Origin of the sequence: Paraburkholderia sp. SOS3 (assembly GCF_001922345.1) — a bacterium.
GTDB lineage: Bacteria > Pseudomonadota > Gammaproteobacteria > Burkholderiales > Burkholderiaceae > Paraburkholderia.
On the sequence record NZ_CP018811.1, the window covers coordinates 1,778,025 to 1,798,267 of the forward strand.

The 20,243-nt window shown below is 64.2% G+C and carries 18 protein-coding genes; 10 read left to right on the forward strand and 8 right to left on the reverse strand.

Going from position 1 to position 20,243, the window contains the following annotated elements; genetic code table 11:
• The first annotated feature begins 19 nt into the window (after positions 1–19).
• The 8 genes from BTO02_RS08180 (at position 20) to BTO02_RS08215 (ending at position 10,628) form a co-directional block, all read left to right on the forward strand.
• Positions 20–937 (forward strand): spermidine synthase, encoded by a 918-nt coding sequence (locus tag BTO02_RS08180; protein ID WP_075156612.1) that lies wholly within the window; start codon positions 20–22, stop codon positions 935–937.
• Positions 938–1,420: 483 nt separating this feature from the next.
• Entirely contained in the window at positions 1,421–1,633 is a 213-nt protein-coding gene (locus BTO02_RS34205) for a DUF3311 domain-containing protein (RefSeq protein WP_075158703.1), read from the forward strand.
• Positions 1,630–3,180, forward strand: coding sequence for a monocarboxylate uptake permease MctP (gene mctP, locus BTO02_RS08190; protein ID WP_075156613.1), 1,551 nt, complete (start codon positions 1,630–1,632; stop codon positions 3,178–3,180). Before BTO02_RS34205 ends, mctP begins: the two co-directional genes overlap by 4 nt.
• Before the next feature lie 289 nt (positions 3,181–3,469).
• Positions 3,470–5,260: a methyl-accepting chemotaxis protein gene (locus BTO02_RS08195; protein ID WP_075156614.1), complete on the forward strand. Its 1,791-nt coding sequence runs from the start codon at positions 3,470–3,472 to the stop codon at positions 5,258–5,260.
• 160 nt (positions 5,261–5,420) lie between these two features.
• Positions 5,421–6,170 (forward strand): gluconate 2-dehydrogenase subunit 3 family protein, encoded by a 750-nt coding sequence (locus tag BTO02_RS08200; RefSeq protein WP_075156615.1) that lies wholly within the window; start codon positions 5,421–5,423, stop codon positions 6,168–6,170.
• A 2-nt stretch (positions 6,171–6,172) separates the two neighbouring features.
• Positions 6,173–7,945, forward strand: a complete 1,773-nt coding sequence (locus BTO02_RS08205) for a GMC family oxidoreductase (RefSeq protein WP_075156616.1) — start codon at positions 6,173–6,175, stop codon at positions 7,943–7,945.
• Positions 7,942–9,255 carry a cytochrome c gene (locus BTO02_RS08210; RefSeq protein WP_075156617.1) on the forward strand — a complete coding sequence of 438 codons (1,314 nt, stop codon included), beginning with the start codon at positions 7,942–7,944 and terminating at the stop codon, positions 9,253–9,255. The genes BTO02_RS08205 and BTO02_RS08210 overlap by 4 nt, the downstream gene beginning before the upstream one ends.
• A gap of 206 nt (positions 9,256–9,461) precedes the next feature.
• Positions 9,462–10,628 carry an FUSC family protein gene (locus BTO02_RS08215; protein WP_075156618.1) on the forward strand — a complete coding sequence of 389 codons (1,167 nt, stop codon included), beginning with the start codon at positions 9,462–9,464 and terminating at the stop codon, positions 10,626–10,628.
• Positions 10,629–10,678: 50 nt separating this feature from the next.
• Here the strand turns inward: BTO02_RS08215 and BTO02_RS08220 are convergent, their stop codons facing one another.
• The 5 genes from BTO02_RS08220 to BTO02_RS08240 all read right to left on the reverse strand — a co-directional run bounded on the left by BTO02_RS08220 (position 10,679) and on the right by BTO02_RS08240 (position 16,232).
• A complete protein-coding gene (locus BTO02_RS08220; RefSeq protein ID WP_075158704.1) occupies positions 10,679–11,110 on the reverse strand; it encodes a VOC family protein in 432 nt (143 codons plus the stop codon).
• A 416-nt stretch (positions 11,111–11,526) separates the two neighbouring features.
• Complete coding sequence (tal, locus tag BTO02_RS08225; RefSeq protein ID WP_075156619.1) at positions 11,527–12,480, reverse strand: transaldolase; 954 nt, start codon at positions 12,478–12,480, stop codon at positions 11,527–11,529.
• Between the two features lie 342 nt (positions 12,481–12,822).
• The gene (locus tag BTO02_RS08230; RefSeq protein ID WP_232243518.1) at positions 12,823–13,935 is read right to left on the reverse strand and encodes a benzoate/H(+) symporter BenE family transporter; all 1,113 of its coding nucleotides are present in this window, start codon (positions 13,933–13,935) and stop codon (positions 12,823–12,825) included.
• A gap of 247 nt (positions 13,936–14,182) precedes the next feature.
• Entirely contained in the window at positions 14,183–15,358 is a 1,176-nt protein-coding gene (locus BTO02_RS08235) for a vWA domain-containing protein (protein ID WP_075156620.1), read from the reverse strand.
• A 31-nt stretch (positions 15,359–15,389) separates the two neighbouring features.
• A complete protein-coding gene (locus tag BTO02_RS08240) occupies positions 15,390–16,232 on the reverse strand; it encodes an AAA family ATPase (protein ID WP_075156621.1) in 843 nt (280 codons plus the stop codon).
• 506 nt (positions 16,233–16,738) lie between these two features.
• Between BTO02_RS08240 and BTO02_RS08245 the strand changes: the two genes are divergently transcribed.
• Both BTO02_RS08245 and BTO02_RS08250 read left to right on the forward strand, forming a co-directional pair.
• Positions 16,739–17,107 (forward strand): c-type cytochrome, encoded by a 369-nt coding sequence (locus BTO02_RS08245; RefSeq protein WP_075156622.1) that lies wholly within the window; start codon positions 16,739–16,741, stop codon positions 17,105–17,107.
• A gap of 73 nt (positions 17,108–17,180) precedes the next feature.
• Positions 17,181–17,567 carry a c-type cytochrome gene (locus BTO02_RS08250; RefSeq protein ID WP_075156623.1) on the forward strand — a complete coding sequence of 129 codons (387 nt, stop codon included), beginning with the start codon at positions 17,181–17,183 and terminating at the stop codon, positions 17,565–17,567.
• Between the two features lie 126 nt (positions 17,568–17,693).
• Here the strand turns inward: BTO02_RS08250 and BTO02_RS08255 are convergent, their stop codons facing one another.
• From BTO02_RS08255 to rsxB, 3 genes are all read right to left on the reverse strand, one after another.
• Entirely contained in the window at positions 17,694–18,128 is a 435-nt protein-coding gene (locus BTO02_RS08255) for a DUF1841 family protein (protein ID WP_075156624.1), read from the reverse strand.
• A 209-nt stretch (positions 18,129–18,337) separates the two neighbouring features.
• Positions 18,338–18,982: an endonuclease III gene (gene nth, locus BTO02_RS08260; RefSeq protein WP_075156625.1), complete on the reverse strand. Its 645-nt coding sequence runs from the start codon at positions 18,980–18,982 to the stop codon at positions 18,338–18,340.
• Between the two features lie 18 nt (positions 18,983–19,000).
• A complete protein-coding gene (gene rsxB, locus BTO02_RS08265) occupies positions 19,001–20,014 on the reverse strand; it encodes an electron transport complex subunit RsxB (RefSeq protein ID WP_232243520.1) in 1,014 nt (337 codons plus the stop codon).
• Positions 20,015–20,243: the final 229 nt, after the last annotated feature.

Here is a 20,243-nt window from a genome sequence, read left to right on the forward strand (position 1 = left end):
TCGCGCGCACTCTTCATCAATGACGAAACTGATCAAACGCGCTTCGGCCGAAGCGCGCGCCTTCCGCCACCACGGCGACGACGCGCTCGCGTCGCGGCAAAAGTTGCACCGCAAGAACCGCCATCCGTCGCGCAACGAAGCGCGTCTCGACGACGCCCCGCAAATCGAAGCGCCGCGCAAGCCGCGTTTTGCTCCGGTCACGTTCTCGGAAGAGGGCGGCGTGCGCTACCTGCATTTCGGCACCGAGTGGGTGCAGGGCGCGATGCGTCTGCGCAAGCCCGATCACATCGAACTCGAATACGCGCAGCAGATGATGGCCTGGCTGCTGTTCCTCGAAACGCCGCGGCGCATCGTGCAGCTCGGCCTTGGCGCCGCATCGCTGACCAAGTTCGCGTATCGCTTCCTCAAGCGCGCAAAAGTCGAGGCGATCGAGCTGAACCCCGCGGTCGTCGTCGCCGCACGCACGATGTTCGAACTGCCGCCCGACGACGCGCGCCTGAGCGTTCGCGAAGCCGACGCCTGGGACTTCGTCAACGATCGCGCGAATCACGGCACGGTGGGCGTGATGCAAATCGACGTCTACGATGCGACCGCGCGCGGCCCCGTGCTCGATAGCGTGGCGTTCTATCGCGCGGCGCGCGCGTGTCTCGCGCAAGCGGGTGTCGCGACGATCAATCTGTTCGGCGATCATCCGAGCTTCGTGCGCAACATGAAGCGACTGAACGAAGCCTTCGACGGACGGGTCTTCGCATTACCCGAGGTGCATGACGGCAATCGCATCGCGATCGCCTTTTCAGGGCCGCCGCTGCATGTGTCGTTCACGGTGCTGCAGCAGCGCGCGAAGCTGATCGAAAAAGAACTCGGCCTGCCGGCGCGCCAGTGGCTCAAAGGCCTGCAAGCGTCGACGGGGCAGAACGGCGACGCGTTCACGATCTGAACGATCGAACGACCGCATACGCGGTTGCATGAGCGCTTGCATTGGCGTCTTGCATTGGCGTCTTGCATTGGCGGCTTGCATGAGCGCCAGCCGAAAGCTTCGGCGGCAAGCAACGGATATGACCGGCGAGGCGGCACGTCCGCTTCGGGTCCACCCGGCTTGACCGGTCATTCCACGCTCTTATACTCTTTCGAAGCTTCCCGGGGCGCACGGCCAGTCTTCCCGGGACGATCGCCTGTCGAACACAGGCCGCACGACAAATCAAAAGCAACCGCGTCGCATAAGACCGCAGTTGACCGCGCAGGCGGCAACCGGGTCGACTCGCTGCATAGACAAAGGGGGAGAGACGTCATGGCTCACGACGCCGACGCCAGAGCACACGACAAACAGAACGCCAGAGAAGATGCCGCGGGCAACGCCGACGGCGGCACGAGCACGAGAACCCGCTCCGGCGCCGGTCGATCCGGCAAGCACTGGCTATGGCTGCTGTTGCTGCCATGGATCGCGATGATCTGGGTGCCGTCCTATAACAAGGTCGAGCCGCAACTGTTCGAATTTCCGTTCTTCTACTGGTACCAGTTGTTGTGGGTGCTGATCAGCGCGGTCATCACGGCGCTCGTCTATTTCAAGACCAGATCGAAATCGTCGAAATCGGCAAATTCGTCGGCGTCGCGTCCGCAAGGGGGCGCACGATGAATGCGATCGCAACTTTCGTCTTCGTGCTGTTTTTCATCGGCGTGACGATTCTCGGTTTCGTCGCGGCCCACTGGCGCCGCGGCGATCTCGCGCATCTCGAAGAATGGGGCCTCGGCGGCCGCCGCTTCGGCACGGTCGTCACATGGTTTCTGCTCGGCGGCGATCTGTACACGGCCTATACGTTTATCGCCGTGCCGGCGCTCGTGTTCGGCGCCGGCGCGACCGGTTTCTTCGCACTGCCTTATACGATTCTCATCTATCCGTTCGCGTTCGTCGTGTTTCCGAAACTGTGGAGCATCGCGAAGCGCCACGGTTATGTGACGTCGGCCGACTTCGTCAGCGCGCGTTATGGCAGCCGCATGCTCGCGCTCGCCATCGCGGTCACCGGCATTATCGCGACGATGCCGTATATCGCGCTGCAGCTCGTCGGCATCGAAGTCGTGATCGGCGCGTTGGGCTTCGATACGACGGGCTTCGTCGGCGACCTGCCGCTCATCATCGCGTTCGCGATTCTCGCCGCCTATACGTACACGTCGGGGCTGCGCGCGCCGGCGATGATCGCAGTGGTCAAGGACGTGCTGATCTACATCACGATCGCCGCGGCGATTGTCTGGATTCCGCCGCAGCTGGGCGGCTTCGGACACATCTTCGCCGCGGTGCCGCCGGCCAAACTGCTGCTGAAGGCGCCCGACGTGTCGAGCCTCAATGGCTACAGCGCGTATGCGACGCTCGCGGTCGGTTCCGCGCTCGCGCTGTTCCTGTACCCGCACTCGGTCACCGCGATTCTGTCGTCGTCATCGGGCAATACGATCCGCCGCAACATGGCGATGCTGCCCGCGTATTCGCTCGTGCTGGGCCTGCTCGCGCTGCTCGGTTTCATGGCGCTCGCGGCCGGCGTGAAGGACATGCCCGAGTTCGCGCCGTACTTCAAGGCATTCGGCCCGAACTTCGCGGTGCCCGCGCTCTTTCTCCACTATTTTCCGTCGTGGTTCGTCGGCGTCGCGTTCGCGGCGGTCGGCATCGGCGCGCTGGTGCCGGCGGCGATCATGTCGATCGCGGCGGCCAACCTGTACACGCGCAATATCCACAAGGAGTTCGTCAACCGCAAGATGACGCACGAGCAGGAGACCAACATCGCGAAGATGGTCTCGCTGATCGTGAAGGTCGGCGCCGTTGCGTTCATTCTCGGTTTGCCGCTCACGTACGCGATCCAGCTCCAGCTGCTCGGCGGCATCTGGATCATCCAGACGCTGCCCGCCATCGTGCTCGGCCTCTATACGCGCATGCTCGACTACCGCGGCCTGTTGCTCGGCTGGGCGGTGGGCATCGCGACCGGCACCTGGATGGCGGTTTCGCTGAAGCTCGCGGGCTCGATCTACACGATCCATATCGGCGGTTACGCGATTCCAGGTTACGCGGCGGTGTGGTCGCTGGTCGTCAATCTCGTGGTCGCGGTGGTGGTTAGCGTGCTCGTGCGCGCGCTCGGCATGAAGGGCGCGGAGGACCGCACGCGGCCCGAAGATTATCTGGACCCGGTCGAAGGTTGACGCACCGGGAAGTGCCTCTGCTGTCATCGTCGGCGCGACGCACGAAAAAAGCCCCCGGCACTTGCCGCGGGCTTTTTTTCTGGCCGATGAGGAGGCCTTGATCATCCTGGCGTGCCGGTTTTTTTGCTCGCCAAGCTTTCTAAAACAAAACATCGATAAAACATCAAGCTTTCAATTTCATTGTTTTTCGCAATATTTCTCATAGTTTGAAGCATTTGCTAAAGAATTACCCTTATGCGCCGTAAATCTATGCATCGCATAAATTCAGATAAGGCCTCGGGGTTAGCACATGCATGTCTCGATCAAATCGCGTCTCGCTCTGGCGATGGCGCTGCTTTCCGTGCTGTTGCTCGTTATTGGTGCATTGGGTATCGCGGGGATGACGAACGCGAACGACGGGAATCGCGATACCTATAGCAACAAGCTGCCTGGCGCGACCGCGATCGGCGACGCGGAAATCGATCTGCAGCGCGAGCGCTCGGCGCTGTTCCGGGCGGCGCTCAATCCCGCCGCCGCGGACTTGCGCGGCATCATTACCCATTCGCGCGACTATCGCACCGAGGCGCGCACGGCGCTCGCCAACTATATGAAACTGCCGCGCTCGCCCGAAGAAGATCAGTTGGCGCGCGACATGATGGAACGGCGCACTGCGATGGACGCCGGGCTCGACGCATTCGGCGCCGCGCTGATCGGTGGCGACAGCTCGCAGATCATGAAGTCGGCGCTTTCGAATAACGATCTGTACGCCGCGTACCACAACGCGAGCGCGAAGCTGCGCGCCTATCAGTACGCCGCCGCCAAGCAGAATTTCGACGAGCAGGAGCACACGTTTGCGCTGTTTCGCGCGATTACGATCGTGTCGGTGGTGCTCGGACTATTGACCGCGACCGGCAGCTTCCTGAGCTTGCGTCGTGCCATTTCGAATCCGCTTGCCGACGCGCTATCGCATTTCGACGATATCGCGCAAGGCGACCTCACGCGCTCGATTCGCGTGAAGTCGCGCGACGAAATGGGTCAATTGCTGCAGGGTGTGGCGAACATGCAGGAGCGCCTGCTGCAGACCGTGCGTAACGTGCGCACCGGCAGCGAAGCGATCGCCACCGCGACGCGCCAGATGGCCGCGGGCAATGTGGACCTGTCCGCGCGTACCGAAGAGCAGGCCGCGTCGCTGCAAGAAACCGCGGCAAGCATGGAAGAGCTGACTTCGACGGTCAAGCACAACGCCGATAACGCGCAGCAGGCGAGCCAGCTTGCCGCCACCGCACGGCACGTGACCGTGGAGGGCAATGAAATCGTGAGCCAGGTCGTCGAGACGATGAACGGTATCGGCGACAGCTCCGGCAAGATCGCCGAGATCACCAGCATCATCGAAGGCATCGCGTTCCAGACCAATATTCTTGCGCTGAACGCGGCGGTCGAAGCCGCGCGGGCCGGCGAGAACGGCCGCGGCTTCGCCGTCGTCGCCGCGGAGGTGCGTTCGCTTGCGCAACGTTCGAGTTCGGCCGCCAAGGAGATCAAGGATCTGATCGGCACGTCGGTCGACCGCGTACGCGTGGGCACCGAACTCGTGGCGCGCGCGGGCAGCACGATGGAACAGATCAGTCAGTCGATCGAGCGCGTGCACGACATCGTCGGCGAGATTGCGGCGGCCTCCCAGGAGCAGAGCCGCGGCATCGAACAGGTCAACCAGGCCGTCTCGCAGATGGACCACGTCACGCAGCAGAACGCGGCGCTCGTGGAAGAGGCTGCTGCGGCGGCCGCTTCGCTCGAAGAGCAGGCGGGTCGTTTGCGTGCCGCCGTGATCAGCTTCAAGGTCGAGCAGGGTGGAGCCGCGGCGCTTCCGGCGCCGCGCGTGACGCGCCCGGCTGCGGGGACGCCGCCGCGTGCCACGGCGAGTGCGCCGGCAGCGCCGGCGGCGCGCGCAACGGCTTCAGCGCGTCCCGTACGCCGTGCGGCTCCGGCGGTCACCGCCGTTGCCGCCGAAGCCGAAATCGGAACAGCGGCGGCGGCCGCGCCCGCCGCCGCCGAGCCCGTCGCGAGCGGGTCCGCGCGCGACGATCAGGACTGGACCACGTTTTAACCACACCTGCAGCGCGCGGACAGCGGCGCGCTGCATTCACCAGGCCGCCGCCCAGCGCGCGTCCGACCGCCGCGATTCACCGAATCGCTTCCCGTGAACACGAACGCACCGGCGATATCCCGCTGCGTTTTCGCTGCCATTTGACGATCCACGCTACCCGATGAAAAACGACGACCAGCCGCGCAGAAAATTTCTGCGCCAGGTATTCACTATTCTTCCCGCCACAGCGATCGCACCGGTGATCGTGACGCAAGAAGGCTGCACGCCGTCACATGCGACGGACGGCGCCAGCGCAGCCGCGACGGTGCCCGGCGCCGCGTCGGCTGCCGCGAAATACACGCCGGCCTTTTTTACCGCGGCCGAATGGGCCTTCATCCACGCAGCCGTCGACGAACTGATTCCCGCCGACGACACGGGCGCCGGTGCGCTCGAAGCCGGCGTGCCTGAATTTATCGACCGCCAGATGGAAACGCCGTATGCGTATGGGCGGCTCTGGTACATGCACGGGCCGTTTCATCCGGAAGCCGTGCCCGAACTCGGCTATCAGCTGGGCCTCGTGCCGCGCGACGTGTACCGGCATGGCATCGAGGCGTGCAACGCGGCGTGCGTGCGCGATCACGGCAAGGTATTCGCCGAACTGCCGCGCGCGACGCGCGTCGAGGTGCTCGAACAGCTCGAGGGCGGCAAGCTGCATCTCGACGCCGTGCCGCCGAAGCTGTTCTTCAGCACGCTGCTGAAGAACACCAAGGAAGGCTATTTCGCCGACCCGATGTACGGCGGCAACAAGGGCATGTCCGGCTGGAAGATGATCGGTTTCCCGGGCGCCCGGGCGGACTTCGCGGATTGGGTCGAACAGCCGGGTGCGAAGTACCCGCTCGGCCCGGTATCGATTCTCGGGGAGCAGGCATAACGATGGCGATCAAAAAAGACAAAGTCGATGCGGTCATGGTCGGATTCGGCTGGACCGGCGCCATTATGGCGATGGAACTGGCCGATGCGGGGCTCAACGTGCTGGCGCTCGAGCGCGGCGAAATGCAGGACACGGCGAACACCGCGAAATATCCGAACATCGCGGACGAACTCGCGTACGCGGTGCGCGGCAAGCTGTATCAGGATCTGTCGAAAGAAACGCTGACATTCCGCCATTCGCCGGACGGCCTGGCCGTGCCGTATCGCCAGCATGGCGCGATGCTGTTCGGCAACGGCGTCGGCGGCGCGGGCTTTCACTGGAACGGCCTGACATGGCGCCCGCAGGCATCGGACCTGCAATTGCGCAGCCACTATGAGCAACGCTACGGCAAGTCGTTCATTCCGGACGGCATGACGATTCAGGATTTCGGCGTGACCTACGACGAACTCGAGCCGTATTTCACGCACTTCGAGGAAGTCGCCGGCATTTCGGGCAAGGCCGGCAATCTGAACGGCAATATCGTCGCGGGCGGCAATCGTCACGAGGCATGGCGCAGCAAGGAATATCCGACGCCGCCGCTGAAGGACATCTACGGCGCGCAGCTCTTTTCGCGCGCCGTGCGCGAACTCGGCTACGAGCCGTTCCCGATCCCGGCCGCGAACGTGTCGACGCCGTATACGAATCCGTATGGCGTGCGGCTCGGTCCGTGCAACCTGTGCGGATTCTGCGAGGACTTCGGCTGCTACATGTATTCGAAGTCGTCGCCGCAGACCACGATTCACCCCGCGCTGTTCCAGAAGAAGAACTTCGAGCTGCGCACGCGCTGCCAGGTACTGCGCGTCAATCGCGACGCGAGCGGCAAGGTCGCGACCGGCGTCACGTATATCGATGCGCAGGGGCGCGAGATCGAGCAGCCGGCCGACCTCGTCGTGCTCAGCGCGTTCCAGATGCACAACGTGCGGTTGCTGCTGCTTTCCGGCATCAGCCAGCCGTACGATCCGGCCACCGGCGAAGGCGTGGTCGGCCGCAACTTCGCGTATCAGATGAACGGCGGCGTGAACGCCTTCCTGCCCAAGGGCACGCAGCTCAATCCGTTCATCGGCGCGGGCGCGGCGGGCCAGGCGATCGACGACTTCAACGGCGACAACTTCGACCACGGGCCGCTTGGCTTTATCGGCGGCGCGAACGTGCGGCACATGCGCACCGGCGGACGCCCGATCGGTCAGGCGGGCGTGCCGAAGGGCACGAAGCCGTGGGGCAGCGCGTGGAAGGCCGCGGTACAGGACAGCTACCAGCGCATGCTCACGGTCGTCGCGCAGGGCTCGGTGATGTCGTATCGCGACACCTACCTGAGCCTCGATCCGACCTACAAGGATGCGTACGGGCAGCCGCTGTTGCGCGTGACGTTCGACTGGCACGACAACGAGCACAAGATGACCGAGTACACGGTGGGCCAGGCCGCCCGCATCGCGCGCGTGCTCAGCGATCACGTCGACGTGAACGTACGCAAGACCGGTACGCATTTCGACACGCGCGCCTATCAAAGCACGCATACGACCGGCGGCGCGGTGATGGGCGCCGATCCGAAGACGAGCGTGGTGAACCGCTATCTGCAGAACTGGGACGTGCACAACGTGTTCGTGGTCGGCGCGTCGGCGTTCCCGCAGAACTTCGGCTACAACCCGACCGGGCTCGTCGGCGCGCTCAGCTACTGGTCGGCGCGCGCGATCCGCGAACAGTATTTGAAGAACCCCGGCCCGATGGTGCAAGCATGAGAAACGCGCTCAGAAAAATCCGTTCCTGCGCGGCGCTCGCCGCCGCACTCTCGCTGTTTGCGGCGAGCGGCGTGTCAGCCGCAGCTGCGCCGAATGGCGCCGGCTTCGACGATGCGGCGCTCGTCAAGCGAGGCGAGTACCTCGCGCGAGCCGCCGACTGCGCCGCATGCCATACGGCGAAGGGCGGCAAACCGTTCGCGGGCGGACTGCCGCTGCAAACGCCGATCGGCACCGTCTACTCGACCAACATCACGCCGGATGCGCAGAGCGGCATCGGCGGCTACACGTACACGGACTTCGACAACGCGCTGCGGCACGGCAAGTCGAAGGCCGGCTATACGCTGTATCCGGCGATGCCGTATCCGTCGTACGCGCGCATCGAGCCCGACGACGTCAAGGCGCTGTACGCGTACTTCATGCATGGAGTGGCGGCCGTTCAGCAGCCGCGCACGCCGAACGGCATCCGCTGGCCGCTGTCGATGCGCTGGCCGCTCGCGCTGTGGCGCATCGCGTTCGCGCCCGAGGTCGCCGCCGGCGCGAGTCCGCAAGCCGCGGACAGCGAGACGGTGTCGCTCGAGCGTGGCCGATATCTGGTCGAAGGCCTTGGCCATTGCGGCGCCTGCCATACGTCGCGCGGCGCGCTGTTGCAGGAGAAGGCACTGACCGACAATGGCGGGCCGGCCTTCCTGCAAGGCGGCGTGGTCGAGCAGTGGTTCGCGAACAGTCTGCGCGACGATCGCGTGGACGGCCTCGGCGACTGGACCCGCAACGATATCGTCACGTTCCTCAAGGCCGGCCGCAATGCGCATTCGGCTGCGTTCGGCGGAATGCACGATGTCGTGCTCGACAGCACGCAGTACATGACCGATGCGGACCTGAACTCGATCGCGACGTATCTGCAGTCGCTTGCGCCGGCGCGCGAGCAGGCCGCGCTCGCATACTCCGACAAGGCGGCACTTGCGCTGCACGCCGGACATACCGACATGCGCGGCGCGCGGACCTTCCTCGACAACTGCGCGGCTTGCCATCGATCGGACGGCAAGGGCTACGACGGCGTATTCCCTCGGCTTGCGCTGAGCGCGACGGTCAACGCGCAGGATCCGACGTCGCTCGTGAGTCTCGTGCTGCACGGCGCCTCGATGCCGGGCACGCGCGAGGCGCCGACCGTGTTCACGATGCCCGCGTTCGGACAGCGGCTCGATGACCAGCAGGTCGCGGACGTCGTCACGTTCATCCGTGGCGCGTGGGGCAATCGGGCGCCGGCGGTCGATGCGGACGAGGTGCGGCAGATCCGCAAGAGCAGTCGATGAAGTGAAACGATGCGCGTTGCATTCGCGACGCGCCGCCTCGGCATCTGCAGTCGCCCGGCCGCGCCGTTGACGCGCGTGCCGGGCGATTTTCTTTTGGCGGGCGGCCCGGGTGCGGACGAGGTGCGCGATACTGCGCACAGCAAGCACCGCACAGCGCGCACTGACCTGCCCGCGAAACCTGAACTCGAAACGACCGCGAGGCGCCTATGGCTCTGGACGATTCGGAACACGCCGCCGGCGGCGCGGCCAGCACGTACGCCGCGCGCCGCCGCTCGCCCGTTGCGCGGCTGTTGCGCGCGGTGACCTCGCCGTACTACCGCTACCGGAACGCCAAGGTGCTGCACGGCATACGCGTCGGCGCCGCGATGCTCGTGTCGGTCGCGTTGATCCGCGCGCTCGACGTGCCGTACGGCATCTGGGCATCGATTACGGTGCTGATCGTGATCGGCGGTTTGCAGCACCACGGCAATATCCGGCGCAAGGCGCTCGAGCGGACCGTCGGCACACTGCTCGGCGCCGGGCTCGGGCTTGCGATGATCGTCCAGCACAGCCTGTTCGATTCGATCGTGGTGACGGCGCTCCTGATGGCGGTGGTGGCCGGTGTCTGCGGCGCGTTCGCGATCGGTTCGTACGGCTATATGGCGCTGCTGACGGCGATCACGATGTGCATCGTCGGCGGCTTCGGCGACAACCAGGTATCCGAAGGGCTCTGGCGCGCCGCCGACGTGGCGATCGGCACGGCGATTGCGCTCGCGTTCTCGTTTGCGTTGCCGCTGCACGCGACCTACACGTGGCGCTACCTGCTCTCCGACAATCTGCGCGACTGCGCGCGCATCTATACACGGATGGCGCATGGCGACTGGCTTTCCGCTGAAGAACAGAACGCAGTGTTTCTGCGCATGGCGCGCCGGCTCGTGCAACTGCGCGCGGTCATGCCGTGGGTGGCAAAGGAGATCGAAGTCGCGCCGGGGCGGCTCGATCAGATTCAGCAACTGCACCGCATGCTGTTGAGCGCGCTCGAAATCATGTCGAACGGCGTGTTGACGCGTGCCGACCCGGCGCTGCGAGCCGGCTTTGCCGGACAGTGCGGACGTGATGCGACCGTGGTGCGTTCGGTGCTGCTCGAACTGGCGCGCGCGCTGCGCTTTACGAATGTGCCGCACTTGCGCATGCCCGATGCGTTGCCGCCGGCGCTGCTGGACCCGGCCGCGGTCGCGAACGCCGCCGCCGGGTTGCAGGGGCCGTGCTGGCTCAACGAACGTGTGGCCGAGCAGGTCGAGCGACTGCGCGCGCTACTTGTCGAGACCGAGCCGGCGTGGAATATCGAGCGCCGCACGCGCATCGCGCATCGTCACGAACGCCAGCAGGGCTAAGCGTTGCAGCGGCGGCCTCGCGCGCGGCCCTTCGATCGTACGGCTGTCAATCAGCTCGTATAGCCCTTGTCGTGCGGAATCGTCACCATCCACATGATTCCAAAACGGTCGACGAGCATGCCGAAACCTTCGGTCCAGAAGGTCGGCTGCCACGGCATCATTACATTGCCGCCGTCGGCCAGTGCATTGAAGAGCTTTTCTCCCGATGCCTTGTCGTCGGCGGTCAACGACAGGCTGAAGCCGCTCGGCGCATCCTGTCCCGGCTCGCAGTTGCCGTCCGATCCCATCAGTTCGGTGGTGCCGATGCGGAACGTGCAATGCATGATCTTGTCTTCGTTGCCGGGCTTGATCGGGCGCTCGGGGTTCGGCGGCGCATCCTTGAAATAAGTGTGGAACAGCACTTCGGCGCCGAGCTTCTCGCGATAGAACTTGAGCGCCTCTTCGCAGCGGCCGTTAAAGAACAGGTAAGGCTGGACTAGCATCGTTGTCTCCCAGAAGTGGGCACGCCGGTTGGCGTGCCGGTTGCCATCGCGGTTGCCATCGCAGTGACGCTTGCGCTTGCCATGCCGGACGCAGCATGGCGTGCGCCTCATGGCGTGCGCCTGATCTCGCGCGTCTCATGTCGCGCGTTTCATCTCGCAGGCGGAACCTGCCTGCAAACGATTCTAGTCGGCGAGCCTGCCCACACTGTGAAAGTTTGTCGGCACGGCCGGCGGCGGTTCTGGAAGAGACGGAATACGTAGAAACGGAAACGGCGCGTGCGGCTCGAATGCCGCACGCGCCGTGATACGAGACGCGCAACCGATGCATCAAACGGACCGATCGAGCGATCTCCGCTAAGCGCTGCTAGAAAGAGCCGCCGAAAGCAGCGCCGCGGCGCCGCGCTGCTTGCGCGTACTCAACGCAGCGCTTCGACGAGCTTTTCGAGCTTGATCGCGTCGGCCGCGAATGTGCGAATGCCTTCGGCGAGCTTTTCGCTGGCCATCGCTTCGTCGTTGACGAGGAAGCGGAACGACGGCTCGTCGACGGGCACGCGCGCGATTTCCGTATTCTTGCTCGCATCGGGCGACAGCTTGCGCTCGACCTTGTCGGTGCTGTCGTGCAGCTTTTGCAGCAGATCGGGGCTGATCGTCAGCAGATCGCAGCCGGCCAGTTCGAGAATCTGGCTCGTCGTGCGGAAGCTCGCGCCCATCACTTCGGTCGGGTAACCGAACTTCTTGTAGTACGCGTAAATGCGGCGCACCGACTGTACGCCCGGGTCATTCGCGCCGCCGTCGCGTGCTTCGTCCCAGTTGCTGCCTGCGTTCTTCTTGTACCAGTCGTAAATTCGGCCGACGAATGGCGAGATCAGCTGCGCACCCGCTTCGGCAGCGGCGACGGCCTGTGCGAGCGAGAACAGCAGCGTCATGTTGCAGTGGATGCCTTCCTTCTGCAGCACTTCGGCCGCGCGGATGCCTTCCCACGTCGACGCTAGCTTGATCAGCACGCGCGAGCGGTCGATGCCGGCGTCCTTGTACAGCTTGATGATCTCGTGTGCCTTGTCGATCGACCCCTTCGTGTCGAACGACAGCCGTGCGTCGACTTCGGTCGAGACGCGGCCCGGCACGATCTTCAGAATCTCGGTGCCGAACGCGATCAGCAGATGGTCGATGATCGCGGACACCGGCTTCGACGAATGATCGCGCACGGTTTTTTCGAGCAGAGGCTTGTAGTCGTCCTTCTGCACGGCTTTCAGCACGAGCGATGGGTTAGTGGTCGCGTCTTGCGGCTTGTACTGCGCGAGTTGCTGGAAGTCGCCGGTATCGGCGACGACCTTCGTGAATTGCTTGAGCTGGTCGAGTGCAGTAGTCATATCGAGCCTTTGAGGCGCATGCGCGCCGTGGTCAGAAAATGATGACGCTGCCGGTGCCGGTTGATTCCGACTGGCCGGCGGCAGCCGGTCATCCCGCAGGGTCCCGCAATGCCCGGGGCGGTACGGTGTTCGATGTCGGCGCCCAATGGACGCCAAACCTCACACGGAACGCCGCCCGATCCCTTCATTCTATGGCGGAACGCCAAACAATGGTTCGACTGATCGTGCGGGCCGCGTGCAGCGGGCGTTCGATGGACCCTCGGTGCTCACCTGGCGGCCCACGAGCGGCCGCCGCACGTCACCGTTGGAGCGCATGGCGCGTGCCACGTCCTCACACCGGTTTCATCGCTTGCGCGCGTTCAGCACGATCTGCGTGAGCAGGCCCGCGACCAGTCCCCAGAACGCCGAACCGATCGACAGCAATGTAAGTCCCGACGCCGTCACCATGAACGTAACGAGCGCGGGCTCACGCTGCCTCGCGTCCTGCATCGCGTTTGTGAGGCCGCTCATGATCGAACCGAATAGCGCGAGCGCTGCCACCGACACGACGAGCGCCTTCGGCAGCGCCGCGAACAGCGCGGCGATCGTCGCGCCGAAGACACCGGCGATCAGGTAGAACACGCCGCACCAGAGTGCCGCGGTGTAGCGCTTCGTGCGGTCTTCGTGCGCCTCGCGGCCCGTGCAGATCGCGGCCGTGAGCGCCGCGAGATTGATGCCGTGCGAGCCGAACGGCGCGAGCACGAGCGATGCGAGGCCCGTGGTCGCGATCAGCGGCGACGACGGCGTCGTATAGCCATCCGCGCGCAATACCGCGATGCCCGGCACGTTTTGCGATGCCATCGCCACGACGAACAGCGGAATGCCGATGCTCACGATGGCGGACAGCGAAAATGCGGGCATCGTCAGCACGGGATGCGCGAGCGCGATGCGCAAGCGGCTGAAGTCGAGCAGGCCCAGGCCGCCCGCGACCAGGGTGCCGACCACGAGCGTGGTGACGATCGCATAGCGAGGCGCGATGCGCTTCATGACGAGGTATGCGAAGAACATCGCGAGCACGAGGGCGGTCTGATATTGCGCGGCGCGGAAAATTTCGATGCCGATTTCGAACAGAATGCCCGCGAGCAGCGCCGACGCGATGCCGGCGGGAATCTTTTTCATCAGCGCATCGAACCAGCCGGTCAATCCGACGGCGGTGAGCAGCAGCGCGCACGCGACAAATGCGCCGATGGCCTGCGCATAGGCGACATGCGGCAGCGACGCAATGAGCAGCGCGGCGCCAGGCGTCGACCACGCGATGACGATCGGCGCGCGATAGCGTAACGAGAGACCGATCGTGCAGAGCCCCATGCCGATCGACAGCGCCCAGAGCCACGACGAAATCTGCGCGTCGCTCAGATGCGCGGCCTGGCCGGCCTGGAACATCAGCACGAGCGAACTCGTGTAGCCGGTCATCATCGCGACGAAGCCCGCGACGAGCGCCGATAGGGACGTATCGGCGAACGGCTTCAGCGGTTTCAGCGGTGCAGGGGTTTCCGACGACAGGTCGGAAGACGAGGGTGTGCTCATGCGGAATACCGGCTGTCGTTGTTTTTTGTTGCGCGATTGATACGGATTCGCACAGAAATAGTGCGGCATTCTGCCGCATTTCGCAGCGTTTGTGACCCCGGGATAGTCCCGGACGGCTGCCTTGCGCCGGCTATCGCTACTTGCTCAGTACGCGCATCGCCGCTTCGAGCCCCGCGAGCGTAAGCGGGTACATCCGGTGCCCGAGCACTTCGCGAATCACCGACACCGACTGCCGGTACTCCCATAGCCCCTCCGGTTCCGGATTGAGCCACGCGAAGTGCGGGAAATGATCGGCGAGACGCCGCAGCCACACGGCACCCGCTTCGTGATTGTTGTACTCGACCGAACCGCCCGGCTGCAGCACTTCGTACGGACTCATCGTCGCATCGCCGACGAAGATCAGCTTGTAGTCGGCCGAAAACCTGTGCAGCACATCCCACGTCGGCGTGCGCTCGGTGTGGCGGCGGCGATTGTTCTTCCACAGGAAGTCGTACACGCAATTGTGAAAGTAGTAGAACTCGAGATGCTTGAATTCGGCCTTGGCGGCCGAAAAGAGCTCTTCCGTGCGTTTGATGTGGTCGTCCATCGAGCCGCCGACGTCGAGCAGCATCAGCACCTTCACGTTGTTGTGCCGCTGCGGCACCATCTTGAGGTCGAGCCAGCCGGCATTGGCCGCCGTGCTGCGGATCGTGTCGGGCAAATCGAGTTCTTCGGCCGCGCCTTCACGCGCGAAGCGGCGCAGCCGCCGCAGGGCGACCTTGATATTGCGTGTGCCGATTTCGACCTGATCGTCGTAGTCGCGATACGCGCGCGCTTCCCACACCTTGACCGCGCTGCGGTTGCCCGCCGTGTCGCCGCCGATGCGGATGCCTTCCGGGTTGTAGCCGCCGTTGCCGAACGGCGACGTGCCGCCCGTGCCGATCCATTTGCCGCCGCCTTCATGACGGCCTTTCTGCTCGTCGAAGACTTCCTTCAGGCGCTTCATCAGCTGGTCGAGGCCGCCGAGCGCCTCGATCTGCGCCTTTTCCTCGGGCGTCAGATCGCGTTTCATCTTTTTCGCGAGCCAGTCGTCGGGCAGATCGAGCGCGAGCGACGCGGTCTGTTCGATGCCCTTGAAGTACTCGCCGAACGCCTGGTCGAACTTGTCGAAGTACTGCTCGTCCTTCACGAGCGTCATGCGCGACAGGTAGTAGAACTCGTCGAGCGACGGCTCGATGACTTGCGCTTTCAGCGCTTCGAGCAGCGTCAGATACTCCTTCACCGAAACCGGCAGCTTCGCCGCGCGCAGCGAGTAGAAGAAGTCGATCAGCATGTCGGGTTCTCCGCGGCGGGTGCGCGCACGCTTACCGATTGTTGCGGTTCATGAACACGAGGCGCTCGAACAGCGCGACGTCCTGCTCGTTCTTCAGGAGCGCACCGGCGAGCGGCGGCACGATCTGCTTGTGATCGGTCGAACGCAGCGCCTCGGGCGGAATGTCTTCGGCGAGCAGCAGCTTGAGCCAGTCGAGCAGTTCGGATGTCGACGGCTTCTTCTTCAGGCCCGAGACGTTGCGCAGTTCGTAGAAGCTTTCGAGCGCCGCGCGCAGCAGTTCCTGCTTGATGCCGGGATAGTGGACCTCGACGATCTGCTGCATCGTCGCCGGATCGGGGAACTTGATGTAGTGGAAAAAGCAGCGGCGCAGGAACGCGTCCGGCAGTTCTTTTTCGTTGTTCGACGTGATGATGACGAGCGGCCGCTCCTTCGCCTTCACGAGTTCGCGCGTCTCGTACACGTAGAATTCCATGCGATCGAGTTCGCGCAGCAGATCGTTCGGAAACTCGATGTCGGCCTTGTCGATTTCGTCGATCAGCAACACCGTCTGGCGGTCCGCTTCGAACGACTGCCACAACACACCTTTCACGATGTAATTGCGAATATCCTTCACGCGCTCGTCGCCGAGCTGGGAATCGCGCAGACGCGAGACCGCGTCGTATTCGTAGAGGCCTTGCTGCGCTTTCGTGGTCGATTTGATGTGCCACTGCATAAGCGGCTTGCCGAGCGCGGCCGCGACTTCCTCGGCGAGCATCGTCTTGCCGGTGCCGGGTTCGCCCTTGATCAGAAGCGGGCGCTTCAGCGTCATCGCGGCGTTGACCGCGAGCTTGAGGTCGTCGGTGGCGACGTATTGCGAGGAGCCTTCGAAACGCATGACAGGACGCTCGTGCGGGGAAAATCCCAGTATAAGTCAGATGGGCTGGCGGCTTTGGCCATGCGGGCTTATCGTCTCGCGATGCCCGGGCGCGATGTGTCGCATGAATATGCGGCCGCGTTCGGGCAGGCATTGAGGGCGCACGCAGGCCACGCGCAAGCCTCGGGCCGCGCATGGCAGGCCGGCGCAGTCCCTGTCCGTCCGGTGGACGCCCGGCGCGGCGTCTTGGTACAATTGGGCCGATTTTTTTGGCCTGCGTGGCGATCGACAAAAAGCGGCGTGGGCCGCCGCTTTTTTGAGCGCCCGTTTTTTGAGGCCATGAGTCGGGGCTATATTCGGGGTCATGATTCGGGAGCTTGTATGTCGTGCACGGCGCGTTGTGCACTGCGTCGCGGGCGTACATCGGGGTTCGGTTCTGTGTCGTTGCGCTGCGCCCTCGATAAGTGTCTTCGTATTTGTGCCTTCGTTTTTTGCGCCATTTCCCCTCAAGCCAGGTTACAAGAGCTATGAAAAAATTCGTCGGCAAACACGTCGTGATCGCAGCGCTGGCGGGCATCGCGGGCCTCGCGGCCACTGCCCACGCAGCGGACGTCGTCGGCAACGCGAAAGCGGGCCAGGGCAAGGTCGCGATGTGCATCGGCTGCCACGGCATCCCCGACTACCGGACCGCTTACCCGGAGGTGTACCGGGTACCGATTCTCGGCGGCCAGAACGAACAGTATCTGCGCAACGCGCTGCATGCCTACAAGAAGGGCGACCGCCATTTCGACACGATGCGCGCCGTCGCGACCTCGCTCTCGGATCAGGACATCGCGGACATCGCGGCCTACTACGCGGCGCAAACCGCCACTTCGAAGAACAACCCCGACAAATGACCGGCCGCGCCTGCTTTACCAGCCGTTTGGGCACAGTCGCACGGTCATTCCGCTACGCGGGCCAGGAGAATTCATGAAGAAGCACCCACACCCCCTCCACACGATGTTCAAGATCGCATGCGCGTCGTTGGCGTTCGCGGGTTTCGTCGTCGCTTCGACTGCGGCGCAGGCGGCCGACGCGGACAACGGCAAGAACCTCGTGGCAAGCCATAACTGCGCGGCCTGCCACGGCGCGCAACTGAACAACCCGGTGAGCCCCGAGTATCCGAAACTCGCGGGGCAGCATGCCGACTACCTGTACTGGGCGATGCGCCAGTATCAGATGGGCACCGGCAATCCGCACCTCGGCCGCAACAACCCGATCATGCAGGCGCAGGTGCAGAGCCTGTCGCTGAACGACATGAAGGACATCGCCGCTTATATCGAATCGCTGAAGGGTAGTCTGGTCGAGAAGAAGTAAGCGTTGCGCCGGTGAGCCGGGGCTGCTAGCCGTGGCAGCGGCTTCGACTGCGATCAAATGAAAACACCCCGCTTTGGCGGGGTGTTTGTTTTTGGGGCGGCCGCCGCCAGCGCTTGCTGCGTTCGATCAATCGCGCGACGCGCGGCGCTCGATCCGCTGCAGGTACGCATCCGTATCGGGTGGCGTGTTCGTGCGCTGCGCTTCCCAGATCGTTTCGCCGAGACACTCCATGATTTCGTGCTGCGCGTCGTGCGTCGAGCCGAGTCGCGCGGCGAGCCGCTCGTGCGCCGCGCGAATGCCGGGCGGCTGGTCGATCGACAATTGCTCGCTGATCGCAAGGTGCATCGACAGATGCAGAAACGGATTCGTCTGGCCGCGCTCGGGCGAATAGTCGTGTGTGTTCGCTGCGTCGGGATCGCCCAGATCGGTGTGATATTCCGGGTGCTCGACGATCCAGTCCGCCGCGATCGATTCGAGCGGCGTGAGGATTTCGCCCGCGCGCTGCTTGCGCCAGGTGTCGGTGAAAAAACGTCGGACTTCTTCGCGGCTGGGAGTGAACATCGGCGGTGGTCAGAGCAAAAAGCAGGGTCGGCAAAGACAAATACACGACACGATACGGTCATGCGCGGGACGTTGCGACACAAGTATCGCGGTGCGGCGACATCGCGCGCAGGCGTTTATTTTACGCCGCGGCCCCAGAGCGCGCCGACGCTCGCGAACGCGTGCACAAAGCCGCGCACATCCGCCCAAAGCGATGATGCTCGTGCGCTTCAGAGATCGGGCGGCGGCGTTTTCGGCTTGAACTCGCAAAGCGGTTCGATCACGCAGTGCCAGCATTCGGGCCGGCGCGCCTTGCACACATAGCGGCCGTGCAGAATCAGCCAGTGATGCGCGTCGTGCCTGAACTCGGCCGGCGTGAATTTCTCGAGCGCGGCTTCGACGGCGCGCACGTCCTTGCCTGGCGCAAGACCGGTTCGATTCGCAACCCGAAAGATGTGCGTATCGACGGCGATCGTCGGATGACCGAACGCCGTGTTCAACACGACATTGGCCGTCTTGCGGCCGACGCCAGGCAGGCTTTCGAGCGCTTCGCGCTCGGCCGGTACTTCGCCGTCGTACTGGTCGATCAGGATCTTGCATGCCGCGATCACGTTCTTCGCCTTGGTGCGGTAGAGGCCGATCGTCCTGATGTAGTCGGCGACCCCCTCTTCGCCGAGCTTGACGATTTTCTGCGGCGTGTTCGCGACCGGAAACATCCTGCGCATCGCCTTGTTGACCGACACGTCCGTTGCTTGCGCCGACAACATCACGGCGATCAGCAGTTCGAACGGCGTCGTGTATTCGAGCTCCGTCGTCGGATGGGGATTCAGGCTTCGCAGCGTCTCGTAGATCGCTCGGCGTTTATTCGCGTTCATGCGGAAGGGGCGGCGTTTCTAGCGCTTCGGGTTCGAGTGGTCGGGAGCGGGGTTCGTGCCGTTATCGCGGCGTTCGCCGTCGCTGCGAGGTGCTTCGCCGTCCGATGCATTGTCGTTGCGCGGCGCACCGGTTTCATCCTCGATGCCGAGGCGCCGGCGGCGTGCTTCGGCTGCGTCGATCTGCGCCTGCACGTCGGCACTGACGTTCGCGGTGTTCTGCGGGCCTTGGCCCTTCGCCTGCATTTCCTCTTTCTTCTTTCGCGCACGCTCGAGCGCGGCTTCGATGACCGCGCGTTTTTTTGCGTTGGCGTCCGCGTTCGCGTCCGCCGCGGGCGATGCTGTGCCCGTCTCTCGCGGCGGCGCGCCTGCAGGTGTGGTGTGAACATCGGCTGGGGTGGCGCCGGCCGCATTGCCTGCTCCGCTGCTGGCAGTGCCGGCAGCCGCGCTTCCTGCCGCTGAGCGTCGCGCTGCCGCGCGCGCTTCGGCCGCCTCTCGTTCGCGATCGAGCCGCGCAAGCCGCCGGTGGTAACGCTCGCGCGCCGCGTCGGCCTGCGGCTGGCTCCATGCGTCCCAACCGGTCGCGTCGCCGGTTACCGGAATCATTGCGATGCAGTCGACGGGGCAGGGCGGCACGCATAGATCGCACCCGGTGCAGAGCTCGGCGACGATCGTATGCATCTGCTTTGCCGCGCCGACGATGGCATCGACGGGACACGCCTGCATGCACAGCGTGCAGCCGATGCACAGGTTTTCGTCGATAAAGGCGACGGGCCGCGGCCGTTCGATGCCGTTGTCCGGATTGAGCGGAATGACCGGTTTGCCGAGCAGCGCCGCGAGCCGCGCAATGCCCTGCACGCCGCCGGGCGGGCACTGGTTGTAGTTCGCGCTGCCGTCTGCGATGGCTTGCGCATACGGGCGGCAACCGTGGTAGCCGCACTTCGTGCATTGCGTCTGCGGGAGCAGATCTTCGATGCGGTCTGCGAGTGTTTTCGAATCAGTCACGGTGACGTGGTCGGGACTTGCTGCTGCGATTCATCGATGCTCCGCGGTGCGGTGACTGGCGGCATGCGCGTCGCGTGTGGTTTGGTTCGTTGTTTCCGTGCGACTCAATGCGATGCCGGCGTTGTGCGAGGTACTTCCGCCGCGCGCGGCTTATGCGACAAGGTTTTCGCCGAATTCGCATTATCGCCGATTTCCCCAGTTGCCATTACGAAAGCATGTGCCATAATCGAAGCGCTTTACGAATGACCGCAGGACGGTG

Bases quoted from the DNA above. Each gene is read 5' to 3' on its own strand.
- BTO02_RS08195 (WP_075156614.1), top strand. From the start codon at position 3,470: ATGCATGTCTCGATCAAATCGCGTCTCGCTCTGGCGATGGCGCTGCTT.
- nth (WP_075156625.1), bottom strand. From the start codon at position 18,982: ATGAACGCGAATAAACGCCGAGCGATCTACGAGACGCTGCGAAGCCTG.
- tal (WP_075156619.1), bottom strand. From the start codon at position 12,480: ATGACTACTGCACTCGACCAGCTCAAGCAATTCACGAAGGTCGTCGCC.
- BTO02_RS08200 (WP_075156615.1), top strand. From the start codon at position 5,421: ATGAAAAACGACGACCAGCCGCGCAGAAAATTTCTGCGCCAGGTATTC.
- mctP (WP_075156613.1), top strand. From the start codon at position 1,630: ATGAATGCGATCGCAACTTTCGTCTTCGTGCTGTTTTTCATCGGCGTG.
- BTO02_RS08255 (WP_075156624.1), bottom strand. From the start codon at position 18,128: ATGTTCACTCCCAGCCGCGAAGAAGTCCGACGTTTTTTCACCGACACC.
- BTO02_RS08240 (WP_075156621.1), bottom strand. From the start codon at position 16,232: ATGCGTTTCGAAGGCTCCTCGCAATACGTCGCCACCGACGACCTCAAG.
- BTO02_RS08245 (WP_075156622.1), top strand. From the start codon at position 16,739: ATGAAAAAATTCGTCGGCAAACACGTCGTGATCGCAGCGCTGGCGGGC.
- BTO02_RS08215 (WP_075156618.1), top strand. From the start codon at position 9,462: ATGGCTCTGGACGATTCGGAACACGCCGCCGGCGGCGCGGCCAGCACG.
- BTO02_RS08205 (WP_075156616.1), top strand. From the start codon at position 6,173: ATGGCGATCAAAAAAGACAAAGTCGATGCGGTCATGGTCGGATTCGGC.
- BTO02_RS08230 (WP_232243518.1), bottom strand. From the start codon at position 13,935: ATGATGACCGGCTACACGAGTTCGCTCGTGCTGATGTTCCAGGCCGGC.
- BTO02_RS08180 (WP_075156612.1), top strand. From the start codon at position 20: ATGACGAAACTGATCAAACGCGCTTCGGCCGAAGCGCGCGCCTTCCGC.
- BTO02_RS08210 (WP_075156617.1), top strand. From the start codon at position 7,942: ATGAGAAACGCGCTCAGAAAAATCCGTTCCTGCGCGGCGCTCGCCGCC.
- BTO02_RS08235 (WP_075156620.1), bottom strand. From the start codon at position 15,358: ATGCTGATCGACTTCTTCTACTCGCTGCGCGCGGCGAAGCTGCCGGTT.
- BTO02_RS08250 (WP_075156623.1), top strand. From the start codon at position 17,181: ATGAAGAAGCACCCACACCCCCTCCACACGATGTTCAAGATCGCATGC.
- BTO02_RS08220 (WP_075158704.1), bottom strand. From the start codon at position 11,110: ATGCTAGTCCAGCCTTACCTGTTCTTTAACGGCCGCTGCGAAGAGGCG.